This window comes from Acinetobacter lwoffii (assembly GCF_024129435.1).
Taxonomy (GTDB): domain Bacteria; phylum Pseudomonadota; class Gammaproteobacteria; order Pseudomonadales; family Moraxellaceae; genus Acinetobacter; species Acinetobacter lwoffii_F.
The window spans coordinates 95584-120414 of record NZ_JAMXXN010000008.1 but is presented as its reverse complement, the minus strand read 5'-3'; the positions used below and the strand labels follow the sequence as shown (position 1 = coordinate 120414).

The following is a 24831-nucleotide window of genomic DNA, read 5'->3' as shown; positions in this document are numbered from 1 at the left end:
AAAGAGTGTTTAAAATGTAAGCAATACTGTTGCTGAATTTAAACACTCTTTTTTGATTGTTGAAGCAAGTTAATTGTGGATGCTCAAAGTTTGGATGTGGTGTGAATGATGCTCAAAACAAAGTAGGAGAGATCATTTAAAACACAGCATTTGGGGTAAAAAGTATGTCCGAAGCACAATCTCAACCCATATTTAAAATATGGTGCTTTATATTAGGCTTAGCTTTATTGCTGACTGGCTTATTTTATTTAATCGGTGGGGGAAAACTGATTAGTCTAGGTGGTTCATGGTACTTCCTCATTGCAGGTTTATTGACCACCATTTCCGCAATATTTATTTTTAGAAAAAAAGTACTGGGTGTCTGGATTTTTGCACTGGTTTTTCTTGGAACTGTGGTTTGGGCACTGTTTGATGCAGGTTGGGATTTTTGGGCACTGCATTCACGTTTAATGTTTCCTGCGGGTTTATTTGCCGCACTGTGTTTTACCTTGCCTGCTATTCGTAAGTACCAATTTCAAATTGCGCCTTCGGCACCCGCTTATGCTTTAGGTGGTTTGACGGTGTTAGGTATGCTCGGTGGTTTGTATGGCATGTTTATTCCACATCCTACAGTCAAAGCCAGCGGTGAAGAGCTACCCTTAGTACCTGTAACAGCTCAAACTCAACAAGTGAATTGGTCGCACTATGGTAATGATGCTGGTGGGAGTCGTTTTGCTGCGTTGGATCAGATCAACCGAAATAATGTATCTAAGTTAAAGGAAGCATGGCGCTTTCAAACAGGCGATATGACCACAGGTACGGGTAATGGCGCAGAAGACCAGCTCACTCCTTTACAGGTGGGCGATAAAGTCTTTTTATGTACACCGCATAACAACATTATTGCTTTAGATGCGGACACAGGTAAACAAATCTGGAAGGCTGAAGTGAATTCTAAAGCCGATGCTTGGGAGCGTTGCCGCGGTGTGGGTTACTTTGACTCGACTCAAGCCCTGGTACAACCGACTTTAGCAGGTGCCAGTGCGGTCACTGCGGTGGCAAACAATACTGCATGTCCACGTCGTATTTATACCAATACACCTGATGGTCGTTTAATTGCAGTCAATGCAGATACAGGCGAACGCTGTAAAGACTTTGGTGTCGATGGAACGGTGAACTTACTGGAAGGTCTAGGTGCGGGCACGCAAGCGCCTCGTTTTGAAGTGACCTCGGCGCCAACCATTGCGGGCACCAGTATCATCGTTGGAAGTCGTATTGCTGACAACTTTGCAGCGGATATGCCCGGTGGTGTAATTCGTGCTTATGATGTGATTACTGGACAGCTACGTTGGGCTTTTGATCCACGTAACCCAAATCCAAACTATGTCCTCAAACCGGGTGAAATCTATAAACGTAGTTCAGCTAACTCTTGGGCGGCAATGTCCTACGACCCACAAATGAATACGGTATTTTTACCGATGGGAAGTTCGTCGGTCGATGTCTGGGGCGGAAACCGTCAACCTGTAGACCATAAGTACAATTCTTCCGTTTTGGCTTTGGATGCAACCACAGGTAAAGAAAAGTGGGTTTATCAAACTGTTCATAATGACCTTTGGGACTTCGATTTACCTATGCAGCCAAGCTTGGTCGACTTTCCAATGCAAAATGGGCAAACCAAACCTGCTGTCGTCATTGGCACCAAGTCTGGTCAGTTCTTTGTACTCGACCGTGTTACGGGTCAGCCTTTAACTAAAGTGGTTGAGCAGCCTGTAAAAGCTGCAGATATTCCTGATGAGCAATACAGCGCAACTCAGCCACGTTCAGTTGAAATGCCACAGATTGGCAATCAAACTTTGACTGAATCGGACATGTGGGGCGCAACGCCATTTGACCAGTTGATGTGTCGTATTAACTTTAAATCAATGCGTTATGACGGTCTCTTTACAGCACCGGGTTCTGATATATCTTTAAGTTTTCCGGGATCACTGGGTGGGATGAACTGGGGCAGTATTGCATTTGACCCAACGCATCGTTATATGTTTGTCAACGACATGCGCTTAGGTCTGTGGATTCAGCTGATTAAACAAACGCCTGAAGATTTAAAACTTGAAGCCAGTGGTGGAGAGAAGGTCAACACAGGTATGGGCGCAGTGCCAATGAAAGGTACACCGTATAAAGTGAATAAAAACCGCTTTATGTCGGTATTAGGTATTCCATGTCAAAAACCACCTTTCGGAACTATGACGGCAATTGATATGAAAACCCGTCAAGTGGCTTGGCAGGTTCCTTTAGGGACAGTGCAAGATACTGGACCAATGGGCATTAAAATGGGCTTAAAAGCTCCGATTGGTATGCCAACCATTGGTGGTCCAATGGCGACTCAAGGTGGTTTAGTGTTCTTTGCTGCAACACAAGACTTCTATTTGCGCGCCTTCAATTCATCTAATGGTGAAGAATTATGGAAAGCGCGTTTACCTGTAGGTAGCCAAGGGACACCGATGAGCTACATTTCTCCAAAAACAGGTAAGCAATATGTAGTTATTTCCGCTGGTGGAGCACGTCAGTCACTTGATCATGGTGATTTTGTAATTGCTTATTCACTGGAAAAATAGAATAGATATAAAAACAGACTAACTTAATATTAGTCTGTTTTTATAGGTGGTTGGCTTTGTTGCACAAAGATTTGAAATGCAAAGTGCCCCTAATTAAGCCAAATTTAAGGCATAACTTGGGTAAGTGGTCGACCTAATTCCGTAAATCTGTTGAGGACTGCTACACGTGCATGAATCTCATTCACTTGACTATCAAAACTCCTTGCACTGAGTTTATCTCCTAGGGCGTGTCCTCATTTGGCTTTACACCAAATAAACATGCAAGCAATGTAAATCATAGACTGATAATTTCGTGCAAGCTTATCAAATCGGGTTGCAATCGCTCGGAAATGTTTCAATCTCGCAAACAAATTTTTAACTAAATGTCTTAATTTATATAGATATTTATCAAGCTCCTTATTCGATCTTTTACTATTTGATCTCATAGGAATGATGGGAATCATGTCCTTGTTCTGGGCATATATTCTAATGTGCTCAGCATCATACCCCTTATCAGGAGAATGGAACGTATTTAGATATCGGCTGTCACAAGACTACTTTAAGTGGAATTAGTTGCTTATAGTTACGTAACATAAGATTTTAAAAAGTTGATAGTATTTTAAATTTGATTTTTTATAAGTGTACCTTATGGTATACCTTATTGTGTTGGGAGAATAAAAAATAATTAAAAACAAATTATTAACACTAATGCATCATGGGCGTTAAGGTAGAAAGATCAGCCATAATTTCTGAACTGGTCATTAAAAATAAATCCTTTCAACAAGAGATAAATGCAAATACTGCTCAATAGGCTATGCAGGGAAATTTAAAGCGCATTTTCAATAAGGCCAATCCCATATGATTGAGCACAGGAGATCGAAAATGTGAAATGAATCTGCTGATTCAATTCAGCTTTAAAGCTTTATTGCAGCAAGTCTATCAAATTTAATTTTTAGAAAGAAATGAAATTCCAGATGAATGTTTAAGTCAGCGCTCAGAGCTGTCGCTATGGCTTCTTATTCAACATTATTTGCAATTTTAAAAAAATAAACCACCGGATGCGAACATGCGGTGGCAAGTCTAAATCAAGACGATAGTTTATTCCGGATCATAAAGACCGAGGTCTGAGAGATGTAATCTGAGAATCCGGCGTAATTCCAGCACGGCTTCAGGCGTTTCCTGAATCGAGTGGCCACCCTTAATCACTTTGCTAGATACAGCACCTTCCAAGTAAGCACTTTCGTATGAAACGATATCATCGCTCATGAGCTTGGTATCTTGCGTATCTACGGTATTGCCGATAATAGAATGAAATTTGATATTTTTAGAAGGCTGAATATCCTTAGTTAATGCAGTAAATTTCGAATTTTCACTCAGATCGCTTGGACCATTCTGAATCAGGTCATGTCCCAGTTCTTTGACAAAGTCCTTTAATCCGATTTCGCCTTGTAAGGTATCAGCAAAAGCTCCTAAAAATGCACCCGGTATACGGATAATTTTACGGGCCAGTTTGGTATGCCAGCGGTCGGCATATTCTGTCCCACGATGCGGAGTTGCTAAGAAAATGGCCCGGGTGAAATTTGGAATAGGCTGCATTTGCAGGCGTGCTTTAAAGAGCGGGTTATCCTTAAACTGTGCAATGCGGGTATTTTGTACCAGCTTGAATGCATCTTGAGTAATATCGGCCTGACTGACCATTAAACGGGCAATCACGCCTCCCATACTATGTCCGACCAGTACCGCATCTTTTTTGGCTGGTGCATTGTTCGCAACCCGGGCAAAGCCTTGCTGAACCAGGGCATTAATTTGAAAACGGCTTTCCAGAATCGGCATATTGGTAGAATAAAATACCTGCCAGACCTGGAAATTTTCCCTTAATACCGGATCACCCATAATGTCGTTGGTCAGACGAATCCAGGCTTCAGGACTACTGGCCAAGCCATGAATCAATACCAGCACTTTCTTGTCCGGATTATAAGGTTCCAGCATATACAGATGCGGCATGCTCAGACTGTCTTCGCGATTAATCAGGGTCAGATAGGCTAAACGCCCCAGATTGTTCTCGGCCAGCCATAAGCCGTAAGGTGCAGAAAAGTTGGCGGCCAGCGCATATTCTTTCGAAGCCACCTTAATCTTTTCATGCTTATAAGGATCATACAGTTTCAGGTGAAACTCTGAAGTAGATAAAATCTGTTCCGTCGAATTCGCGGATTTGGGTACAGCGGTAATGGTGGTCGCCAGATAGCGGGCTGAATGAATGTTTGGATTGATACCATTTGGATAGTTGTGCTTGAGCGGATCGACAATATATTTTTTATCCTGCTCGGTTTGCTGTGCTTCAGGTAAGACCACTAAAAATTCTGAACCAAAACCATCACGACGGGTGATAGAACGCAGGCCGGAAAAGTTCATGTTATAGGTGGACATCAGCTGTTCAATGGTCTGGTTTTTCAGCTGCGGAAAATTTTCCAGATCAATGGTATATACACTATCACCGACCTGAATGCGCTGGCCGGACTGTTTGGTTTTATAACGTTCAGCATAGCGTTGAATCAGATGGGCAATCGCCAGGTTATAAAAGTCACGAATCTGAACCTGGCGGTTATCAAAAATACGCTCTTGCGGCGCACGCTCGGTTTTAAATAGATAGGCATAGCTATAACGAATGCTTTTATCCAGCATAGTGAGCTGCTGATCCAGACATTTCTGGATATTCTGCTTGTGTTGTTGCTGTTTTTCCGGTGATCGGGTTTTGTTTAAAACACCTGTGTTGCATTCGGCAGACTTGGCATTTTGTAAGGAGTTGGCTAGATATAATTCACTTGCTGTAGAAAGCAATTGTTCATCTAAAATCTGGGGAATACTTTTCAGATCTTCCACACATTCTTCGGGCTGATCAATACAGATCTGAGCTTCACGACCTGTCATGGACAACACATTCAGACTGGCTTCGCTAAGCTTGTCGCGGGTCAAGATGCTGTCACGCTCATTGTTCAGCGTGACATTAATGGCCTGTTCCTTAACACTGACCACCTGACAGCCGCTGAGTACGCTGGTGATGAGTAAAGTGCACAGCATTAATCTTTTATTTATTTTTTCGTGCATAAAACTTTTCACTGAATTCAAGTTATAAAGCGGGATAATGTTTTGTATTTTACTAATTTTTTCCCATAAAAATAGACCGCCGTAGCAGTCTATTTGTAATCAAATTGAAGCGAATCTTGATTATGGGGTTACCGGTGCTGTTGCTGGGTCTGTAGCCGGAGCGGGTGTTGATGTTTGCAGAATTTGCCAAACATTCCAGCGGCCATTTTTTTCAATTTCCTGAATCAGACGGTCGGCTACTTCAGCTTCTTGCGGATATTTCACCTTATAGTTCGCCAAGGTTTGAGTGGCATTTTTTTTCTGTTCTAATGCAATATAGTTATTGGCTGCAGAAAGATAAGCCTCCTGAACCCCGGCTTTCATGGCTTTGTCCAGATAAGCGATGGCTTCACGTTGACCACCGCCTTCAGACAGACCAAAACCAAACCAGAAGTTGACTTCAGGATCATCCGGGTTAATTTTGAGAATGCGCTGGGCATAGGTCAGGGAATTGGTGGTATAAACTGAACCCAGATCCAGGTTACGTGCCATCACGCTGGCTTTAAAAGCACGCATCAACACATCAAAAGAGGCATTTGGACGGGCTGCTAAAGTATCCAGTTGTCGGGTGACTTCACGCAATTTGACTTCAAAGCCACGGCGTTCCTGACGATCGCTGAAACGTGGTGGATAATGACGTGCCTTACCTTCGACCATTTGCAGGAAATCGTCAATTTCGGTGATATCGATTTCATTTGAATTGGCAAGTGCTGCATAACGCATTGCACGGGTATTGCTATCTACCACTGGAATAATCAGTTTATTCACATCCAGGGTCAATTGCTTGGATGGATCATTAGGATCCGTCACCACCATCTTGGTTACAGGCTGGGCCGCAGCCTTTTTCAAATGCACTTCAAATTCAGGCGGTTCATTATAATTGAATGGATTTAAAGCATAAAATGGTGGGGACAGTTCAGGCTCTACAAAAACCACTTGGTCTACAGGTTTCTCAGCAGATTTCTGAGGAGTGATCGAACACGCAGTAATTGTGAATGCTAAGCAAGCAAGTGCCAAGGGCTTAAAGGTCATAATAGTCATCCATTCTGTTATTTTTAAAACATCTATTCAAAAATTGCATGATCGTCAGTCTATGAAAACTATAACCATCATGCAAGTAAACCCGTGTTACAGAGTGAAGTGTGATATTCAGGCCTTGGATTGGCTGGTTTGCGCTTCACATTCACGGCGCGCTTCTTCCAGAATCTCTAACTCTTTTTTACTCAAAGGCTGGCCATCCTGTTGCTGCTTGTTAAAGGTCGGATCTAACAAAGAAAGACGATTGCACAAGTTGTTCATGCGTTTTTCATTTTGCTGAATGCGATCCAGCAGAATCCGCATGCCTTCCAAAATCGGATCGGACTGGTCTTCAGTTGCGGCATAGGGCTGGAAACCGATACTTTCTGCATAGTCACGACGACGCGCTTCAGCATCATCTTTGGGTTTGTCTTTGGTGATAAAACGTGCCGGGTTGCCCACAGCTGTGGCGTTCTCAGGAACCGCTTTGGTGACGACCGCATTAGAACCGACTTTGGCATTTTTACCCACGGTAAATGGCCCTAGAATCTTGGCACCAGCACCGACCACCACGCCATCTTCTAGGGTCGGATGACGTTTACCTTTATTCCAGGTCGTTCCACCCAAAGTCACGCCGTGATAAAGCGTCACGTCATCGCCAATTTCAGCAGTTTCGCCAATTACGACACCCATACCGTGATCGATAAAGAAACGGCGGCCAATTTTTGCGCCGGGATGAATTTCAATGCCGGTGGCAAAGCGGCTAAACGAAGACAACGCACGCGCAGTTCCTTTACAGTCTTTGTTCCATAGCTCATGTGCCATGCGATGCATGATCAGCGCATGAATGCCAGGATAAGTGGTTAAGACTTCTAAGGTATTGCGTGCTGCAGGATCGCGCGCAAAGACAGCTTGTATATCTTCTTTGAGCTGTTTTAGCATTAGATTTGATCCTCGTCCTGTGATGATGTGTGTGAAGATTTTTTCCAGGTGCCGTTGTTCAATGCCTGAACACGGCTAAAAATACCACGAAGTAAGTGATATTCCATACGATCTAATTGTATACGTCCAAAGAGACGACGCAAGCGTAAAGGCAATAATCTTGGATTTTTTGGGTCCATAAATTCAATTTCTGCCAGCATTTTTTCCAAGTGCGGGTAGAACTGTTCCATCTGGGCATGGTTGACCAAAGGTTCATCCCATTCCATTTCAATGCCATCAATGACTTGCATGGTCGCTTTAGCATCACGTGGCTGTTCAATTTGACTCATCGTCGCCATGCGCATTTCATAGCAGATCACCTGAATCGCCTGAGCCACATTCAATACGCCATAGTCAGTATTTACAGGAATAGTCAGATGATAATTGGCCATCGCCAGTTCTTCATTGGTCAGACCACGGTCTTCACGGCCAAATAGAATCGCGACTTCCTGCTGATCTTGTACCACGGCGGTCATGGCTTTTTCAGCGGCAGGGCGCACATCTAACAGCGGCCAGGGAATGGTACGGCTGCGTGCGCTAGTACCGAATACAATCTGACAGTCTTTAATGGCATCTTCAAGTGTTTCTACAATCTCGATCTGCTCGATCAGGTCAGTTGCACCCGCGGCCAGCGCATCAATATCCGGATGTGGATAGGTTTTCGGTGCCACCAGAACCAGCTTAGACAAGCCCATGGTTTTCATGGCACGTAGGGCACTGCCGATATTGGCAGGTAAAGTGGTATTGACCATGACAATACGCACATGGGAGAGATGTGCTGAAACAGCAGCATTGTCAATTTGACTCATGAGGATTCCAATTTTAAGGTGTTTTAAAGATCAGGATTTATGAATATTGCGGCTGGGATTCAGCCTGATACAGTTTCAGTGCATCATCCATGCTCATGCCCACAGGCGGCGGAGGAATATCCACCGGCTTGGCCTGTTCATAGGACACGGCTTTGGCAGCTTTGGACTTGACCTGATACTCAATATGCAAGGCTTCTTTACCAAAATAATCACGCAATTTGGCTAGGAGCTCATCCAGTGGGGCGACTTTCCAGTTGAGACCCAGATGCAGTTCAGTCGTGGCATACGGGTAATCCAGATATAGAATCACCGGAATATGTGCCGACATATCGACATTGCAATAAGGAGTCAGAATCTGCTGCAAGTCACGGCTCAAGCTCTTGCTGAAATGCTCGGCTCTGAGGATAATCTTGATGCTATTGGCACGTTTCTGACGAATTTCATTCAGGCTAAATGCTTTGGTGAGACGTCCCATCGGACGGTCAAAGCCTTCACGCTCATAGATTTCGCCTTCAATCACCACCACTTTATCGAGCTGGATAATCTCTTTAAAGCGGTTGAAGCGTTCGTGATTGGCCGAAATCTCAATCCGTGCCGTACCATCATCCAGGGTCATCATCATTCGGTTCGGGAAATTGGCAATATCCACCACCAGTCCTGCAAACACGGTGGTCACGCCACGGCGGGTCGGCGTCAGCTCATTGATCTGACAAGGCACAAAGGCTTTCAGCTCATTGCGATACACATCAATCGGGTGGCCAGTCAGATACAGGCCAAGCGTGTCTTTTTCACCTTTCAGGCGAACTTCATCCGCCCATGGCTTGACCGGTTTAGATGGCTTGCGCTGAACTTCTTCAACTTCGCCAAACAGGTCCATGATGCCGGTTTCACGATTGGAACGTGCCTGTTCCGCAGCTTGAACCGCTTCAGGCAGTTGCGCCATCAGGTCGGCGCGGTCAATGCCTAAGCAATCCAGTGCGCCTGAACGAATCAGTGCTTCCAGAGTACGCTTATTGATTTTTTTCAGATCAATACGGTGACAGAAATCAAACAAGTCACGGAATGGACCTTCTTGCGCACGCGAGTCAATCACCGACTGCATCGCCGCTTCACCGACGCCTTTGATCGCACCCAGACCATAGACAATGGTTTGCTCATCGATAGCATGGAATTGATACAGCGACATATTCACTGACGGTGGTAAAACTTCCAGATTATTCTTGCGACAGTCATCAATCAGGAATACCACGTTATCGGTGTTCTGCATCTCCGAGGTCAATACCGCAGACAGGAATTCCGCCGGATAATGTGCTTTCAGCCATGCGGTCTGGTAGGCAACCAAAGCATAGGCAGCAGCATGCGATTTGTTAAAACCATAGCCGGCGAACTTTTCCATATAGTCGAAGATATGGTTGGCCGTGGCTTCATCAATGTCTTTTTTCGATGCACCTTCAATAAAGATCTGGCGCTGTTTGACCATTTCTTCCGGTTTTTTCTTACCCATGGCACGACGTAACAAGTCCGCGCCACCAAGGGTATAGCCGGCACAGTACTGTGCAGCCTGCATTACCTGTTCCTGATACACCATAATCCCGTACGTGGGTTCTAGCACGCCTTCAAGCAATGGATGCAGATATTCAAAATCGCCACCATGCATCCGGTGGATAAAGTCAGGAATCAGATCCATCGGGCCTGGACGGTATAGTGACACGAAGGCAATAATTTCTTCAAACTTGCTCGGGCGTGCCTCTTTCAGCATCTTCTTCATGCCCACGGATTCAAACTGGAATACCGCAGTAGTGTTGGCATTGGCGAAGACCAGATATGCGTCTTTATCTTCAAGCGGGATATAAGCAATATCTAAAGGTTTATCCGCTTTGATGCGTTTATTAATATTTTTAACCGCATCTTCAATCACGGTCAGGTTACGCAGACCCAAGAAGTCAAACTTCACCAGACCTGCAGATTCGACATCGTCTTTATCGAACTGTGCCACGCGTCCGGTACCATCGGCATCACACATGACCGCAGAGAAATCGGTAATTTTGGTTGGCGAGATCACCACACCACCAGCATGTTTACCGGTGTTTCGGGTAATACCTTCCAGTTTTAGTGCCATTTCCCAGATTTCGGCTGCATCGTCATGATCTGGATTGGATGGATTGGTGACGATATCTTTAAGCTGAGGTTCAGCTTCCAGCGACTCAAGCAGGCTTAGACCTAAAGGCTTGGTCGGGATCATTTTCGAAATACGATCCGCCAGACCATAAGATTTACCCAAAACGCGGGCAACATCACGAATCGCACCTTTGGCCGCCATGGTACCGAAGGTTGCAATCTGGGAGACCGCATCACGACCATAGGTACGTGCTACATAGTCAATTACGCGGTCACGGCCTGCGATACAGAAATCGACGTCAAAGTCGGGCATCGAGACACGTTCCGGGTTCAAGAAACGTTCAAACAGCAGTTCATAACGCAGCGGGTCAAGATCGGTAATTTTTAAGCTGTAGGCCACCAGTGAGCCTGCACCTGAACCACGCCCCGGACCTACCGGAACGCCGTTACTTTTCGACCACTGAATGAAGTCCATGACGATCAGGAAGTAGCCCGGGAATCCCATCGAGTTAATGATATTGATCTCGTATTCGATACGCTCATCATAAGGCTTGCGAATGTCCGGCCAGTCTTCATCACGTTGTTCAGGCGGATACAGGAAATTCAGGCGTTCTTCCAGACCTTCTTTGGATAAGTGTGCAAAGAAGGTGTCAATGGTATGACCTTCAGGAATTGGGTAATCTGGTAGGAAGTATTTACCCAGTTGCAGTGTCACATTACAGCGTTTGGCAATGTGATAGGTGTTCTCAATCGCAGATGGAATATCCGAGAACAGCGCCGTCATTTCTTCAGCAGATTTGAAATATTGTTCAGGTGAATAGGTTTTAGGGCGGCGGTTGTCACCGAGCACATAACCATCGGCAATACATACCCGTGCTTCATGCGCTTCATAATCTTCACGGGTCATGAAATGCACATCATTATGTGCGACCACACCGATATTATATTTTTTTGCCAGCTTAACGGCTTCCAGAATGAAGTTATCCTCATTCGGACGATTGGTACGGGTCAGGGCGAGATAAACACGATTGCCAAATTTTTCGACCCACTCTTCCAGCAGCGGTTCGGCTTTTTGCGGATTTGAACTCATCAGCATTTTGCCGACATCGGAGTGCATACCGAGCAGGGCAATCATGTCCTCAGGCTGATTTAAAATCCATTGTTTTTGAACGCAGGGGATATCCAGTTGCTGACCACTGATAAAGCCTTCAGATACCAGTTCAGTCAAATTACGCCAGCCGGTATTGGTCATGGCCAATAAGGTCATGCGATGTTCGGCATCATTCAGGCGAATTTCGGAACCCAGAATCGGCTTGATGCCTTTGCCCAGACATTTGCCATAGAACTTGACGGCAGCATGCAGGTTAGAAAGATCCGTGAGCGCAAGGGCAGGCATCTGTTCTTTTTCGGCAGCTTTGACCAAGTCAGGTATCCGTACGATGGATTCAGTAATCGAAAATTCTGTATGAATACCAAGATGAACAAAGTGCATAGATGAGTCCCTGCTAAAACCATTGAATAGTTTAACATGGGATTTATTGTTTCAGTTTGAAATTGAGGGGAAATGGCTAACTTTTAGGTCAAGTTTGAATTTGATTTTTTAAGCTGATTATTTAGTTAGTTGTTAGAAGATATTTTCTTTTACTTTTGACGGGACAAAAGTAACAAAACCCCTTTGTTGATCTGATGGCACTTCCATGTGCCACAAATCAACGGGCGACTTCCTGTCGCCGTGGCACGTATCAAATAGTTGCAGGACTTTACTTTGAAATAATGAGAAAGGGATCGTAAGTATTAAAAACAATAAAACCCTCTTTTTAGAGGGCTTTATTCATACATAAAAACTAGCTTAACGAAGTCGGGATAACCAGTCACCGAGGCTTTGTACAATCTGCACTAGAATCAGTAATACAATCACCGTCATGATGACTACAGAGGTATCAAAACGCTGATAACCATAAGAAATCGCTAAGTCACCAATACCACCCGCACCGACAGCACCGGCCATTGCCGTGGCACCAATCAAACTGATGGTGGCGGTGGTCAGGTTAAGAATCAGGGAACTACGCGCTTCCGGCAGAATAAACTTAAATATAATCTGCATTGGCGTCGCGCCCATGGCTTGGGCAGATTCGATAATACCTTCATTCACTTCGAGTAAAGATGTTTCAATCAGGCGACCAATGTATGGGCCGACATAAATGGTTAATGGAACAATCGCTGCCCATGTACCAATCGATGTACCAACGATTAACTTGGTCAGTGGAATGACTGCAATTAGCAGAATAATAAACGGCAGCGAACGCAGCGCATTCACAATCGGATTGAGACCGTGATAAATCACACGATTCGGCAGAATTCCATTCGGACGGGTCACCAGTAGAGTAATCGCCTGAATGAAGCCCCAGATACAGCCAAACAGCATCGCGAAGAACACCATATGAAAGGTTTCTTGCAATGCTGTCACAAACTGATCTATCGACAGGGAGCTTTTCCAGAACGGCGCAGTGATCGTTGTCAGCCACTGTACAATTAAATCTCTCATGCCTGTACTCCCGCCTGATCGACTTGTACGCCGTGTTGTTCAAGGAATTTTATTGCTGCTTGAATTTCTTGTGCATCACCCAGTAGCTGAATAAACATCTGGCCAATCACCGTGCCATTAATTTCGGTCATGTTTGCAAACAGAATATTTAAACTGATATCAAACTGTTTAATCACCGCTTGAATCACGGTTTCCTGTGCCGAGCTACCAAGGAATTTCAGGCAATAAATACTGTTGTGATTCTGGTTTTCCAGATTATTCAGAATATTGACTGGTAAATGCTGCTGTAATACGGTCTGAATAAAATTCTTGGTCGTCGGATGTTGCGGTTGGCTAAATATTTGTAAGGTGCTGCCGGTCTCAATTACGTCACCTTTTTCCATCACAGCGACATAATCACACAAGGTTTCAATTACATCCATTTCATGGGTAACCATAACAATGGTGATGCCTTGTTCTTCGTTAATTTTTTTAAGTAGCTGTAGAACAGATTTGGTGGTTTGTGGATCAAGTGCAGAAGTCGCTTCATCACAGAGTAAAATTTTTGGATGATTGGCAAGGGCACGAGCGATCCCGACACGCTGCTTTTGACCGCCAGACAATTCATCTGGAAATGCATGACGTTTATGTTTCAGGTCAATAAAGTCTAATAATTCTTCGAGGCGTTTTTCTCGTTCTGCCTTGCTCCAGCCCAGGAGTTTCATTGGCATTTCGATATTGGCTGCCACGGTTTTGGTTTGCATTAAATTGAAATGCTGGAAAATCATCCCGATGCTGGCACGTTCTTGACGCAATGCTTTGGCATCAAGTGCGGTAAAGTCTGTTCCGTTAATGATAATCCGGCCTGAGCTTGGGCGCTCAAGCAGGTTGATCAGACGGATGAGGGTGCTTTTACCGGCACCACTATAACCGATGATGCCAAAAATACTGCCGGTTGGAATCTGAAGATTAATCTGATTCAAGGCATGCAAGGTTTGACCCTTAAGCTCATACTGTTTTGAAATATCTTTAAATTCAATCATAGTGTCAAAAACTGCATCACGGATAAAAAAACAGGCAAGAAATCGTCCTTGCCTGTTCTAAAAGTCTATTATAGTACTATTTTGATTCAGTTAAATACGTCACCGGTTTGTTTACCGCAACTTTCGTACCACCAAAATGTTCATCAACATATGCTTTTACTGCTGGCGTATGATACAACGCACCTACTTTTTGCAGGACTGGATCGTTTTGACGGTCTGCTGCAACCGCTAATACGTTGACGTTCATTTTTGTGCTTTGATCAATTGGCTCATAGTAAATCGCATCTTTTAATACGTTTAAACCACCTTCCATTGCCAGGGTATTGCCCAGCACAATCGCATCCACTTCGTCTTTTACGCGTACTGCAGTCGCCATTTGAATCGGCTTAATCACGATTTGTTTTGCATTTTCGGTCACATCAGACGTTGTGCCTTTGACATTGTCAAAACCAGCTTTTAACTTAACCAGACCTGCCGATTGTAAAAGCAATAATGCACGTGATTCGTTTGCGCCGTCATTCGGAATGGCAATGGTCGCACCGGTTTTAAACTCGTTTAAAGATTTTACTTTGCTTGAGTAAATACCCATCGGCTCTAAATAAGTGGTAGATAGAGGTGCAATTTTGGCTGTGTTGGCATCGTTGTAAGCAACCATATAGGCATAAGACTGGAATGCATTCACATCGATTTCTTTGTTGGCTACTGCCGTGTTCATTGACACGTAGTCAGTGAAATTTTTCACATCAAGTTTGATGCCAGCTGCTTTGGTTTCAGGCAGTGTTGCGATATAACGCCATACGTCTGCATCTGAACCGGTCGACGCCATAGTTACAGTTTGAAGACCATTTGCATCTTTAGTTTGTGCTGCATCAGTAGCAGGCGCTTCCTGTTTACCACACCCAGTTAAACTCAATACAGAGGCACTCAAGATAACGCCAAGTAACTTTTTCATGAAATTGTCCTAATTCTATTCTTGCCTAGAGTATAAGCATTTTTAAATCGTGTTAAATAAGAGTTTTATTACGATCTAAGTAGATAGCTTGATCATGGTTGAAGAAAGCTTGAAGTCGAAAGCTGCAAGCGTGCAACACCAATTCTGGTGAACTTGATCAAGTCAGAGGCAGCCCAAATCTGATGTATTTAATCTATTTGGAGAGAGAAAATAGATATTTTATAAGTACATGGCAAGGTTTGAGTACTCTGAAGTTGCGGATATCATAGCAATAAATCTATATTCGATATACTGGATAAAAAAGCCTTGCTTATCTCTTTAGTCGAATATAAAAAAGATCTTTTAAACAAAATGTTAATTAAAACAATATATTATTTATATTGAAAATATAGTTTTAATGGATGTGTTTAAATAGTGATCTTTATAAGATTTTGTAAGATAGAAATATAAAAAATGCATATAGATAAATATAAAAAAATATCTGATTTTTTGGGAAATGAAGAAAATTTGATCATTAACGAGATAAATCTTTCCTTTATATTAACTAAGCGAGTCAGTATCTGATCTTGGTTTCCTCAGGTCATGATACTGCAAGCTTGTTTTAACAAAAGGGAATATACAGATAATCCGAACGCTGTTTTTCATAGAGTACGTGTCTACACAAGATATGATCGGCAGGTACAAGCGGATGGTCAAACTCTCCTACTTTTTCTAAGCCAATATTTTGCATGACACGTTCTGATGGTGTGTTGATGCAGGCAGTAAAAGAAATGACTTTCTCTAGGCGCAGGGTTCTAAAGGCATATTTCAGTACCGCTTTGGCTCCTTCAGTTGCATAGCCTTGGTTCCAGTATTGCGGTAACAAGCGCCAGCCAATTTCAGGGGCATCGGCAATTTTAAGCTCAGGTGGATGCACTTGTAAGCCAATAAAACCGATGAATTCGCCTGTAGCTTTGAGTTCTACGGCAAGGAGTCCCCAACCACGTGTATCAATAGCATTACGAATACGTTCAAGAAAAGCAGTTGCCTCAGCCGCATCGAGTTTTTTAGGGAAGTAGCGCATGACCTCGTCATCTGCACACATTTGGATAAATGGGGCAGTGTCGGAATCTTGCCATTGGCGTAGGATGAGGCGAGGGGTTTGAAGGTGAATAGTCATTAGGTATCTTAATTTGGTTACGATTTTTTAGTTTCGTTTAGGGATTTGCTCTTTAAACTCATTAAACTGTTTCGTTTTATAGTCCAAAGATATTATATCCTCGACTACGTCTAAAAATGTTTTTACCATTTCCTCTTCAGGTCTAAAGCCTCTATGGTTAGAAGCATTTCCACCCTCAATAATCGTATTTAATATTTCATATTGTGTCTTACTAATATGTTTGTCCTCTAACATTTTTTTGAGCTTTCTTTCAAATCCTCCTATATCGCCTACTTTTTTTACTAAGTATCTATCTATTAGAGTTCGAATTCCTGAAAGAGCTAAAATAAATAATCCTTTTTCGTAGGCTGAAATGACTTCAAAGAAGAGCAACAGATCATCTTTAGGTAGATCGAAAGACCATTTTTTTTCATGCAATAATGATTTGTTGAATCTGGGAAAACTCGTACTTGATATCTAATAAGATTCGCATTTCCCTAAGTTCTCTAAATCAGATTTTATTGAAGCCCATTTTTGGCTAGTGTTCTCATCAATATCTTTTACATGAAATGAGTCTAAATGTAATGATGGCGCATTACATTTTTGACATTGGGTGAACTGGTAGGCATCAATGCTGTAAGTCCATAGTGAGGTTGCTTGATCAGTCGTTATATTTTTTGAAAAACCTTCGATAACTCTTGGGTGGATTGTTAAATTCAATCTATTTTGTGGAGTATCGTGCTTACATTCCCAGCAATATTTCCAAATATACATATATTCAACTTCTTATTTTAGTGATGTGCAAAAGAGTAAATTATTTATAGGCGTATGAATAGTTCTGTGGATTGTATAAGCAAATAAAAAACCCCGAAAGAATCGGGGTTTTTTATACTTAAATAAAATTAAGCATTTTCACGCGCAATCGCACGGTAACCAATGTCTTTACGATATTGAACGCCGTCGAACGTTACTTTTTGGCAAAGTTCTAAAGCTTTTGCTTGTGCTTCACCAATGGTATTACCCAGTGCAGTCACGCAAAGTACACGACCACCAGCAGTGACGATATCGCCATTTTCATTGGCTTTAGTACCTGCATGGAACACTTTCGCATCAGTCATTTCAGTGTCTAAGCCTGAAATCACATCACCATTGCTTGAAGTTTCTGGGTAGCCTTTTGACGCTAAAACGATACCAACAGTCTTGCGCTCATCCCATTCAGCTTCAGCAGGTAAGTTACCTGCAATACCAGCTTCAACGAGATCCACCAAAGATGATTTTAAACGCATCATGATCGGTTGAGTTTCAGGGTCACCAAAACGACAGTTAAACTCGATTACTTTTGGTTGACCTTTGTCGTCAATCATCAAGCCAGCGTATAAGAAACCAGTGTAAACGTGACCGTCTTTTTTCATACCTTCAACGGTAGGACGCATCACTTCATTCATGGTTTTTTCAAACACATCAGCAGTCACAACAGGTGCAGGAGAGTAAGCACCCATACCGCCGGTGTTCGGACCTTGGTCGCCTTCAAAAATACGCTTATGGTCTTGCGATGTTGCCATTGGCAAGATGTTGTCGCCATCAATCATACAAATGAAAGATGCTTCTTCACCCGCAAGGAATTCTTCGATCACAACGCGAGAACCTGCATCGCCAAACTTGTTACCTGCAAGCATGTCATCAATTGCTGCAAATGCTTCTTGATTGGTCATGGCAACGATTACGCCTTTACCTGCAGCAAGACCATCAGCCTTGATCACGATTGGCGCACCATTTTTCTCAACAAATGCTTTCGCAGCATCTACTTCAGTAAATACGTCATAGAAAGCCGTTGGAATGTTATGGCGTTTAAGGAAGTGTTTAGCGAATGCTTTAGAGCCTTCAAGCTGCGCAGCAAATTGAGTTGGACCCCAAATTTTAACGCCAGCTTCACGGCATGCATCTACAACACCATTTACAAGTGGTGCTTCAGGACCAACAACCACTAAATCAACCGCATTGCTTTTTGCAAAGTCGATAATCGCAGCATTGTCTAAAATATTTAAGGCAACATTTTCGCATTTATTTTCTGTTGCTGTACCTGCATTACCCGGTGCTACAAATACTTTTGCGACTTTATCATCTTGCGCGATTTTCCATGCAAGTGCATGTTCACGACCGCCATTACCCAAAACTAAAATATTCATCGGTTCATACTCCATGAATCGAAAATGACATAAAGTCCTCAACCTGAAAATAGGAGAGGACTTTATGCAAGATTAGAAATCTATTTTACTCAGCATAATTAACTGAATATACATCATGAGCTTCGTCAAAACTTAGTGACGGAAGTGACGCATACCAGTGAAGACCATTGCAATACCCGCTTCATCAGCAGCCGCAATCGTTTCTTCATCACGCATAGAACCACCCGGTTGGATAATGCATTTGATACCCGCTTTCGCAGCGTTATCAATACCATCACGGAATGGGAAGAATGCGTCAGATGCCATTACCGCACCTTCAACTACTAAGCCAGCATGTTCAGCTTTGATTGCAGCAATACGAGCTGAGTTTACACGGCTCATTTGGCCAGCGCCGACACCAATGGTTTGACGGTTTTTAGCATACACAATCGCGTTAGATTTTACGTATTTCGCTACTTTCCAAGCGAAGATCATGTCATCGATTTCTTGTTCAGTCGGCGCACGTTTGGTGACTACTTTAAGATCATCTTTAGTGATCATGCCCAAGTCTTGATCTTGAACTAACAAACCACCGTTTACGCGTTTGTAGTCAAGTTGCGATTGACGCGCATCGATTGCTGGAAGTTCGCCACATACCAATACGCGTACGTTTTTCTTCGCGCCTGTTACTTCAAGAACGCCTTCAGCAACGCTCGGTGCAATGATCACTTCAACGAATTGACGATCTACAATCGCTTGTGCAGTTGCAACGTCTAATTCACGGTTGAATGCAATGATGCCACCGAAAGCAGATTCAGGATCTGTTGCGTATGCAAGATCATAAGCTGCTTGAATACCGTCTAGAGAAACTGCAACGCCACATGGGTTTGCGTGTTTAACGATCACACAGGCAGGCTTCGCAAATGATTTCACACATTCAAGTGCTGCATCAGTGTCTGCAATGTTGTTGTAAGAGAGTTCTTTACCTTGAAGCTGTTTCGCTGTTGAAACAGAAGCTTCAGTCGCTGTGTCTTCTACATAGAATGCAGCAGCTTGATGCGGGTTTTCACCGTAACGAAGGTCTTGAACTTTGTTCAATTGAGTATTGAAAGTACGTGCAAATTTGTCTGCCTGACCTTCTTCTTTACCTACGCGAGCGCCTAAGTAAGATGCGATCATGCCGTCATATTGAGCAGTATGTTCAAATGCTTTTACTGCTAGGTCAAAACGAGTTGCATGAGATAAAGCACCCTCAGCTTTAAGCTCGGCAACGACAGTTGCATAGTCAGAAGCATTTACGATGATACCTACAGATGCATGGTTTTTTGCTGCAGCACGAACCATGGTAGGACCACCGATGTCGATGTTTTCGATAGCATCAGCAAGTGAACAGTTTGGTTTTGCTACCGTTGCAGCAAATGGATAAAGGTTTACAACGACTAAATCAATAGCATCAATGTTGTGTTCAGCCATCACAGCTTCGTCTAGACCACGACGAGCCAGGATACCCCCATGAATTTTTGGATGTAGTGTTTTTACACGGCCGTCCATCATCTCTGGAAAACCTGTATGCTCCGAAACTTCAACTACAGCCACATTATTGTCTTTCAACAATTTGTAGGTACCACCTGTAGATAAAATTTCTACCCCTAGAGCAGCAAGTTCTTGTGCAAATTCAACAATACCAGTCTTGTCAGACACAGAGATTAAAGCGCGTTTAATAGTCATGATCTTCGTCACAGTTTTCAAGGAACAGAATAAAACAAAATCAGCAATTTACAGGTTAAAAAAAATGCCTGCGGAAGCCGCAAGCATTTTATCATTTATTCACTCATTAAACCGTGAGCTTTTAACTTTTTACGTAAAGTACCACGGTTGAGTCCGAGAATCTCGGCAGCACGTGTTTGGTTACCACGTGTATATTCTAGAACTACAGATAGAAGAGGTTTCTCCATTTCTGCTAGCACCATGTCGTATACCTGAGATGGTTGCTCGCCCTGCAGTTGTGCAAAATAGTGGCGAACTGCGCGATCTACGTGGATACGTAAAGCAACATCAGATTGTGCAGTAAAAATAGGAGATTTGCTATTCATGCGAATTAATCCGAAAAACAAATATCACTTGGGTAAAGTGATATATAAAAGTGGTCTAGAAATTGAAATGAACTCCATTTTAGATCCTAAAACGGAAGTTCTAAAACTTAGTCATTACATTGAGCCTGTAGCTTGACACATCTCTGCGATTTGGTCGAAAAATAAGCGTAACAATAGTTAAAGTTTTGTTACTGACCAAAATCAAAACAAAAAAATCTGCACGATACGCAATAAATTTTATAGCGCATTAGGCAAGACTGTATTTGTTGTGAAAAAGTCGCGAGGAGTTGCAGCACATAGCTTTCGTGGCGCGTATCATACCATTGTCTAAGCAAAAGTGAGCAAGAAAACTGCATTTTTTTTAACTTTTTTTAATTTTTTAATGCTTTCTCAGCAGATTAGGGGCGAATTATTTCCAAAGTATAGCGATCAAAGCTTTTACGATCGACTGGAAGCTTAAATTTGAATTTAAACGGGCTGTTTTTTGGGATACGCTGAATATTGACCAGACTTTCAATCAGGTACTCTTCGGAGGACAGGTTATAAGTTGCAATCACTTCACCGCGATGTTTCAGATTGATTCTTAAAATCGGTAAGGCTAGGCTACGGTCATGAAAGTTGATCAGCTCACCGCTAAACTCAGCTTCATTATTACCGGTTGCCTTGATTTTGACTTTATTGGCCTGAATTAGTGTGTAGTATTTTTCCAGATTGGAACAATTAAACACTTCACAGGCACTGTTAAAGGCCAGACTCATGACGTGACTGTTTTTGATGTATTGCGGATTGAACCAAAAAAATTGAAACAGCAGCAGGCTAAACAGCGACAGATTGAGTAAACTCCAGCCTATATAGTACATTGGCCCGCGCTTAGCCTGCTTTTCTGCCTGATCTTCCCAGTTCATGCTCGGTAGGACTGAAATCGGTTCGGTACTGAAATAATTCAAGTTATTTAAATAGGTTTCCAGATCAATATTGGAATGTTCAACTTTTTGGTCAAAAATCTGTAGCAGGCTATGACGATGCTGCTGATCCGTGTGATAAACACCTGGTCTATTTTGAGCATCAGTTTTGCTGAATTCGCTGGAGCTCGACTGAGCGTGAGACATTGAGGCGGTGACCGAATTCCGGGTTTCGGTCACCAAATGCGATAAGGCATTAAATGAGGTGGTACATTTGGGACAGCAAACCATACCCTGCGCAACGGTGAGTTGAGCAACTGTGACCTTATAGGTGGTGGAACAGGTAGGGCAATGGGTTCTTTTGTCACTCATGGATTATTTATAGGCTCATTCATTCTTATGGCGTTTACCCGAGATACGGCACCAGTGCTCATCTCGTTTTTCTACTTCTAATATATCAAAATAATTTGAGTAAATGCTAGTAACATCAGCAACTTGCTCTTCAATTACTCCGGCAAGTGCGAACTGTCCCTCAGATTTAATTAAAGTAGCGAACTCAGGAGCCAGCATCATCAGTGGTGCTGCCAGAATATTGGCAACAAATACGTCAGCTTTGGTATTGCCGAGTTCATCTCTAAATTCTTCTGGCAGTCCGACATAAAGCTTGTCCAGTACGCCATTCAGTTCAGCGTTTTGCTGGGTGGCCAGTACAGCTTGTGGATCGATATCCGTGGCATATGCTTTTTTCGCACCTAATAAGAGTGCAGCTACCGCGAGAATGCCTGAGCCACAGCCATAATCGATGACAATTTTATCTTTCACATCAATCTTGCCGAGCCATTGTAAGCACAGGAAAGTTGAAGCATGGTTGCCTGTTCCGAAAGCCAGACCTGGATCAAGCTTGATGTTTACCGCATCGGCATCAGGTGCTTCCATCCACTCCGGTACGATCCAGTATTTATCAGCAATCTGAATGGGCTCATAGGCATCCATCCAGGTACGTTCCCAAGCCTGATCTTCAATCAACTCATGACGGATCGGAGCATCTGGCATTTGTGCACGAATAAAGGTTTCTAGTGCGGTAACATCAATTTCTTCGCCTTCTTCCTGCGCATAAATACCAGTCACAATCACTTTATTCCAGAGTGGTGTTTCACCTGGAAGTGGTTCCAGCAAATCCTGGTTTTCAGCATCATCCAGAGTCACACTCACTGCGCCTAGCGAGCTGAGTAATGTCTCAGTAAAATCAACCTGAGCCTGTTCAACCGTAATATGAATTTGTAACCACTTCACAGAAATAACCTTTATACATTTTTCAAAAAGCTATTGTAACGGAAGTTCAGACTCAGCGCTGCTATCTTCTTGATCCATTCCCAAAATAAAAAGGATGCCTGAGGCATCCTTTAAATATCTTCAGATGTTGTCTAATCCAGATTTGTTAGGGGTGTTTGCGCCGGGAGTGGTGCAAGCCGATTCAACAAGCTGCCAAAAATTGCAGCAAAAATATACATAAAAATAGAATAAACCGCAGCCGGCATTGCCACAGCAGCACTGCCAATCACGGTCAGGGCAATAGTCATGGCGAGGGTACTGTTATGAATGCCAATCTCAAATGCGCTGGCACGGGCTTGAGCGCTATTAATATTCAGTAGTCGCGGAATCAGATAACCAATACTCAGACTTAGTATGCAGAACAAGGCAGTGGCCAGACCCACCTGGGTTAGATATTCACCGATATTTGTGCGTTCTTTAATAAGTGTGGCAATAATAATCAGCACCAAAAAGCCAATGGAAAAAATCCGCAGCGGCCGATTCAGTTTTGCGGTCACGCTTGGAGCATAGCGCCGAATTAACATGCCAATGCCCACTGGAATCAGGATGATCGCGAAGACTTGTAAAATCTTGCCGAATTGCAGGCCAACTTGCTGGCTATCCTGCATAAAATGCATGATCGAAAAATTAATAATTAAAGGTAGGGTAATCGCTGCAATGACTGAGTTGATAGCAGTCAGCGTGATATTGAGGGCTAAGTCACCTTTAAACAGGTAGCTAAACAGGTTGGCCGTTGCACCCCCTGGCGAAGCCGCCAAGAGCATCAATCCGACTGAGAGTAATGGGGTTAAAGCGAATAGCTTGCAAAGCAAAAAGGCAATGCCAACCAGAATAACCAGTTGGCAGAACAATGCTATAAATACGGCTTTGGGGTGACGAGTGACACGGCTAAAGTCCCGAGGTGTCAGTTCAAGGCCAAGTCCCATCATGATGATTGCAAGTGCCAGCGGCAGTAATATCGTTATAAGGCCAGAATCCATCTGTATGCTCCTTGTCGAAAATTGTTTTAATACTTCTGATTTTCTTTGGAAAAGCATACAGCCTTATAGCAAAATCAGCCAAATAAATTACAAATCTGATAAACGACTTTTATTACTATATACCACTTGCTGGCGGCTAATTAGCACACCGAAAATGGTCGCGAAACTGTACATGAAAATTGTATAAATGCCTGCTGGAATGGCCATCGTGACATTATTCAGAACCGAAATCGCAATGGTTAGGGCAATGGCTGTGTTATGAATGCCGATTTCAAAGGTACAAGCACGTGCCATTTTCTCTGGAATGCCCATGAGTAGAGGGATGCAATAGCCAATAAACAGGCTGGAAAAACATAAAATCGCAGTTGCTGTACCAATATTGGCAAAGTATTCGACCAAATTCGAACGTTCTCTGAAAATGGCGAATATGAATAGGATGGTTAGAAAACCGATAGAGAGTAAGCGCATGGGCCTGCTGACAGTAATCGACAGGTTTGGAAATTTGGCTCGAAGCAGCATACCCATGATCACGGGAATCAAGGTAATTAAAAACACTTGTACAATCTTTTCAACTGGAAAAGTCACGTTTGAGTCATGACTCATAAAGTAGTGTAAGGACAGATTGACAATAAAGGGCAAGGTAAAAATAGAGATGATGGTATTAATGGCGGTTAGAGTAATATTCAGTGCCACATCACCTTTATATATGTAGCTAAACAGGTTTGCGGTTGGACCACCGGGCGAGGCGGCCAGCAGCATCAGACCTACAGCAAGCAAAGCGGGCAAGTCCAAAATCAGACAAATAAAAAAAGCAATGCTGGGTAATAGGACTAACTGCGCAAATAAAGTAATAAAAATGACTTTAGGATAGCGACTTAAGCGCAGGAAATCTTTGATGGTGAGTTCTAGCCCCAGCCCCATCATCATAATTGCCAATGTAATTGGCAAAAAAACGCTAAAAAACCCCGAATCCATGAATTTGCCTTTTTATTATACATTTATAGGTATATTTCCAGTTTAGCCTAGATGAATAAATAAGCAATAAAAAACGGGCAAAATGCAGTCA

Annotated in this window: 18 protein-coding genes and 1 pseudogene; 1 reads left to right on the top strand and 18 read right to left on the bottom strand. The window is 43.1% G+C overall.

What is annotated here, in order from left to right:
- Positions 1-164: 164 nt before the first annotated feature.
- A complete protein-coding gene (locus NI455_RS07670) occupies positions 165-2588 on the top strand; it encodes a glucose/quinate/shikimate family membrane-bound PQQ-dependent dehydrogenase (RefSeq protein WP_253113409.1) in 2424 nt (807 codons plus the stop codon).
- 104 nt (positions 2589-2692) lie between these two features.
- Here the strand turns inward: NI455_RS07670 and NI455_RS07665 are convergent.
- The 18 genes and pseudogenes from NI455_RS07665 to NI455_RS07575 form a co-directional block, all read right to left on the bottom strand.
- A pseudogene (locus tag NI455_RS07665) lies at positions 2693-2812 on the bottom strand (IS5/IS1182 family transposase); the annotation flags it as partial.
- 853 nt (positions 2813-3665) lie between these two features.
- Positions 3666-5672 carry an esterase/lipase family protein gene (locus NI455_RS07655; RefSeq protein ID WP_253113406.1) on the bottom strand — a complete coding sequence of 669 codons (2007 nt, stop codon included), beginning with the start codon at positions 5670-5672 and terminating at the stop codon, positions 3666-3668.
- A 120-nt stretch (positions 5673-5792) separates the two neighbouring features.
- Positions 5793-6743, bottom strand: coding sequence for an ABUW_2363 family tetratricopeptide repeat lipoprotein (locus NI455_RS07650; RefSeq protein ID WP_253113404.1), 951 nt, complete (start codon positions 6741-6743; stop codon positions 5793-5795).
- Positions 6744-6860: 117 nt separating this feature from the next.
- Positions 6861-7694 carry a serine O-acetyltransferase gene (gene cysE, locus NI455_RS07645; RefSeq protein WP_228127940.1) on the bottom strand — a complete coding sequence of 278 codons (834 nt, stop codon included), beginning with the start codon at positions 7692-7694 and terminating at the stop codon, positions 6861-6863.
- The gene (locus tag NI455_RS07640) at positions 7670-8518 is read right to left on the bottom strand and encodes an RNA methyltransferase (RefSeq protein WP_004279927.1); all 849 of its coding nucleotides are present in this window, start codon (positions 8516-8518) and stop codon (positions 7670-7672) included. The genes cysE and NI455_RS07640 overlap by 25 nt, the downstream gene beginning before the upstream one ends.
- A 37-nt stretch (positions 8519-8555) precedes the next feature.
- Entirely contained in the window at positions 8556-12128 is a 3573-nt protein-coding gene (dnaE, locus tag NI455_RS07635; RefSeq protein ID WP_253113402.1) for a DNA polymerase III subunit alpha, read from the bottom strand.
- Positions 12129-12485: 357 nt separating this feature from the next.
- Positions 12486-13181: a methionine ABC transporter permease gene (locus NI455_RS07630; RefSeq protein WP_004279923.1), complete on the bottom strand. Its 696-nt coding sequence runs from the start codon at positions 13179-13181 to the stop codon at positions 12486-12488.
- Positions 13178-14203: a methionine ABC transporter ATP-binding protein gene (locus tag NI455_RS07625; protein ID WP_253113400.1), complete on the bottom strand. Its 1026-nt coding sequence runs from the start codon at positions 14201-14203 to the stop codon at positions 13178-13180. Before NI455_RS07625 ends, NI455_RS07630 begins: the two co-directional genes overlap by 4 nt.
- Before the next feature lie 76 nt (positions 14204-14279).
- Positions 14280-15155 (bottom strand): MetQ/NlpA family ABC transporter substrate-binding protein, encoded by an 876-nt coding sequence (locus NI455_RS07620; RefSeq protein WP_253113398.1) that lies wholly within the window; start codon positions 15153-15155, stop codon positions 14280-14282.
- Positions 15156-15756: 601 nt separating this feature from the next.
- On the bottom strand, positions 15757-16314 hold the full coding sequence (locus tag NI455_RS07615) for a GNAT family N-acetyltransferase (protein WP_253113396.1): 558 nt from the start codon (positions 16312-16314) through the stop codon (positions 15757-15759).
- Between the two features lie 27 nt (positions 16315-16341).
- Positions 16342-16731, bottom strand: coding sequence for a DUF4145 domain-containing protein (locus NI455_RS07610; RefSeq protein ID WP_005263082.1), 390 nt, complete (start codon positions 16729-16731; stop codon positions 16342-16344).
- Positions 16732-17195: 464 nt separating this feature from the next.
- Positions 17196-18479, bottom strand: coding sequence for a phosphoribosylamine--glycine ligase (purD, locus tag NI455_RS07605; RefSeq protein ID WP_253113393.1), 1284 nt, complete (start codon positions 18477-18479; stop codon positions 17196-17198).
- A gap of 132 nt (positions 18480-18611) precedes the next feature.
- The gene (gene purH, locus NI455_RS07600) at positions 18612-20186 is read right to left on the bottom strand and encodes a bifunctional phosphoribosylaminoimidazolecarboxamide formyltransferase/IMP cyclohydrolase (protein ID WP_004646700.1); all 1575 of its coding nucleotides are present in this window, start codon (positions 20184-20186) and stop codon (positions 18612-18614) included.
- A 95-nt stretch (positions 20187-20281) separates the two neighbouring features.
- A complete protein-coding gene (gene fis / locus NI455_RS07595; RefSeq protein ID WP_001086304.1) occupies positions 20282-20551 on the bottom strand; it encodes a DNA-binding transcriptional regulator Fis in 270 nt (89 codons plus the stop codon).
- Between the two features lie 398 nt (positions 20552-20949).
- Positions 20950-21825, bottom strand: coding sequence for an MJ0042-type zinc finger domain-containing protein (locus NI455_RS07590; RefSeq protein ID WP_253113391.1), 876 nt, complete (start codon positions 21823-21825; stop codon positions 20950-20952).
- Positions 21826-21840: 15 nt separating this feature from the next.
- Entirely contained in the window at positions 21841-22746 is a 906-nt protein-coding gene (gene prmA / locus NI455_RS07585; protein WP_004646702.1) for a 50S ribosomal protein L11 methyltransferase, read from the bottom strand.
- 131 nt (positions 22747-22877) lie between these two features.
- Positions 22878-23765 carry a bile acid:sodium symporter family protein gene (locus tag NI455_RS07580; protein ID WP_005100863.1) on the bottom strand — a complete coding sequence of 296 codons (888 nt, stop codon included), beginning with the start codon at positions 23763-23765 and terminating at the stop codon, positions 22878-22880.
- 87 nt (positions 23766-23852) lie between these two features.
- Positions 23853-24740 (bottom strand): bile acid:sodium symporter family protein, encoded by an 888-nt coding sequence (locus NI455_RS07575; protein ID WP_005100861.1) that lies wholly within the window; start codon positions 24738-24740, stop codon positions 23853-23855.
- Positions 24741-24831: the final 91 nt, after the last annotated feature.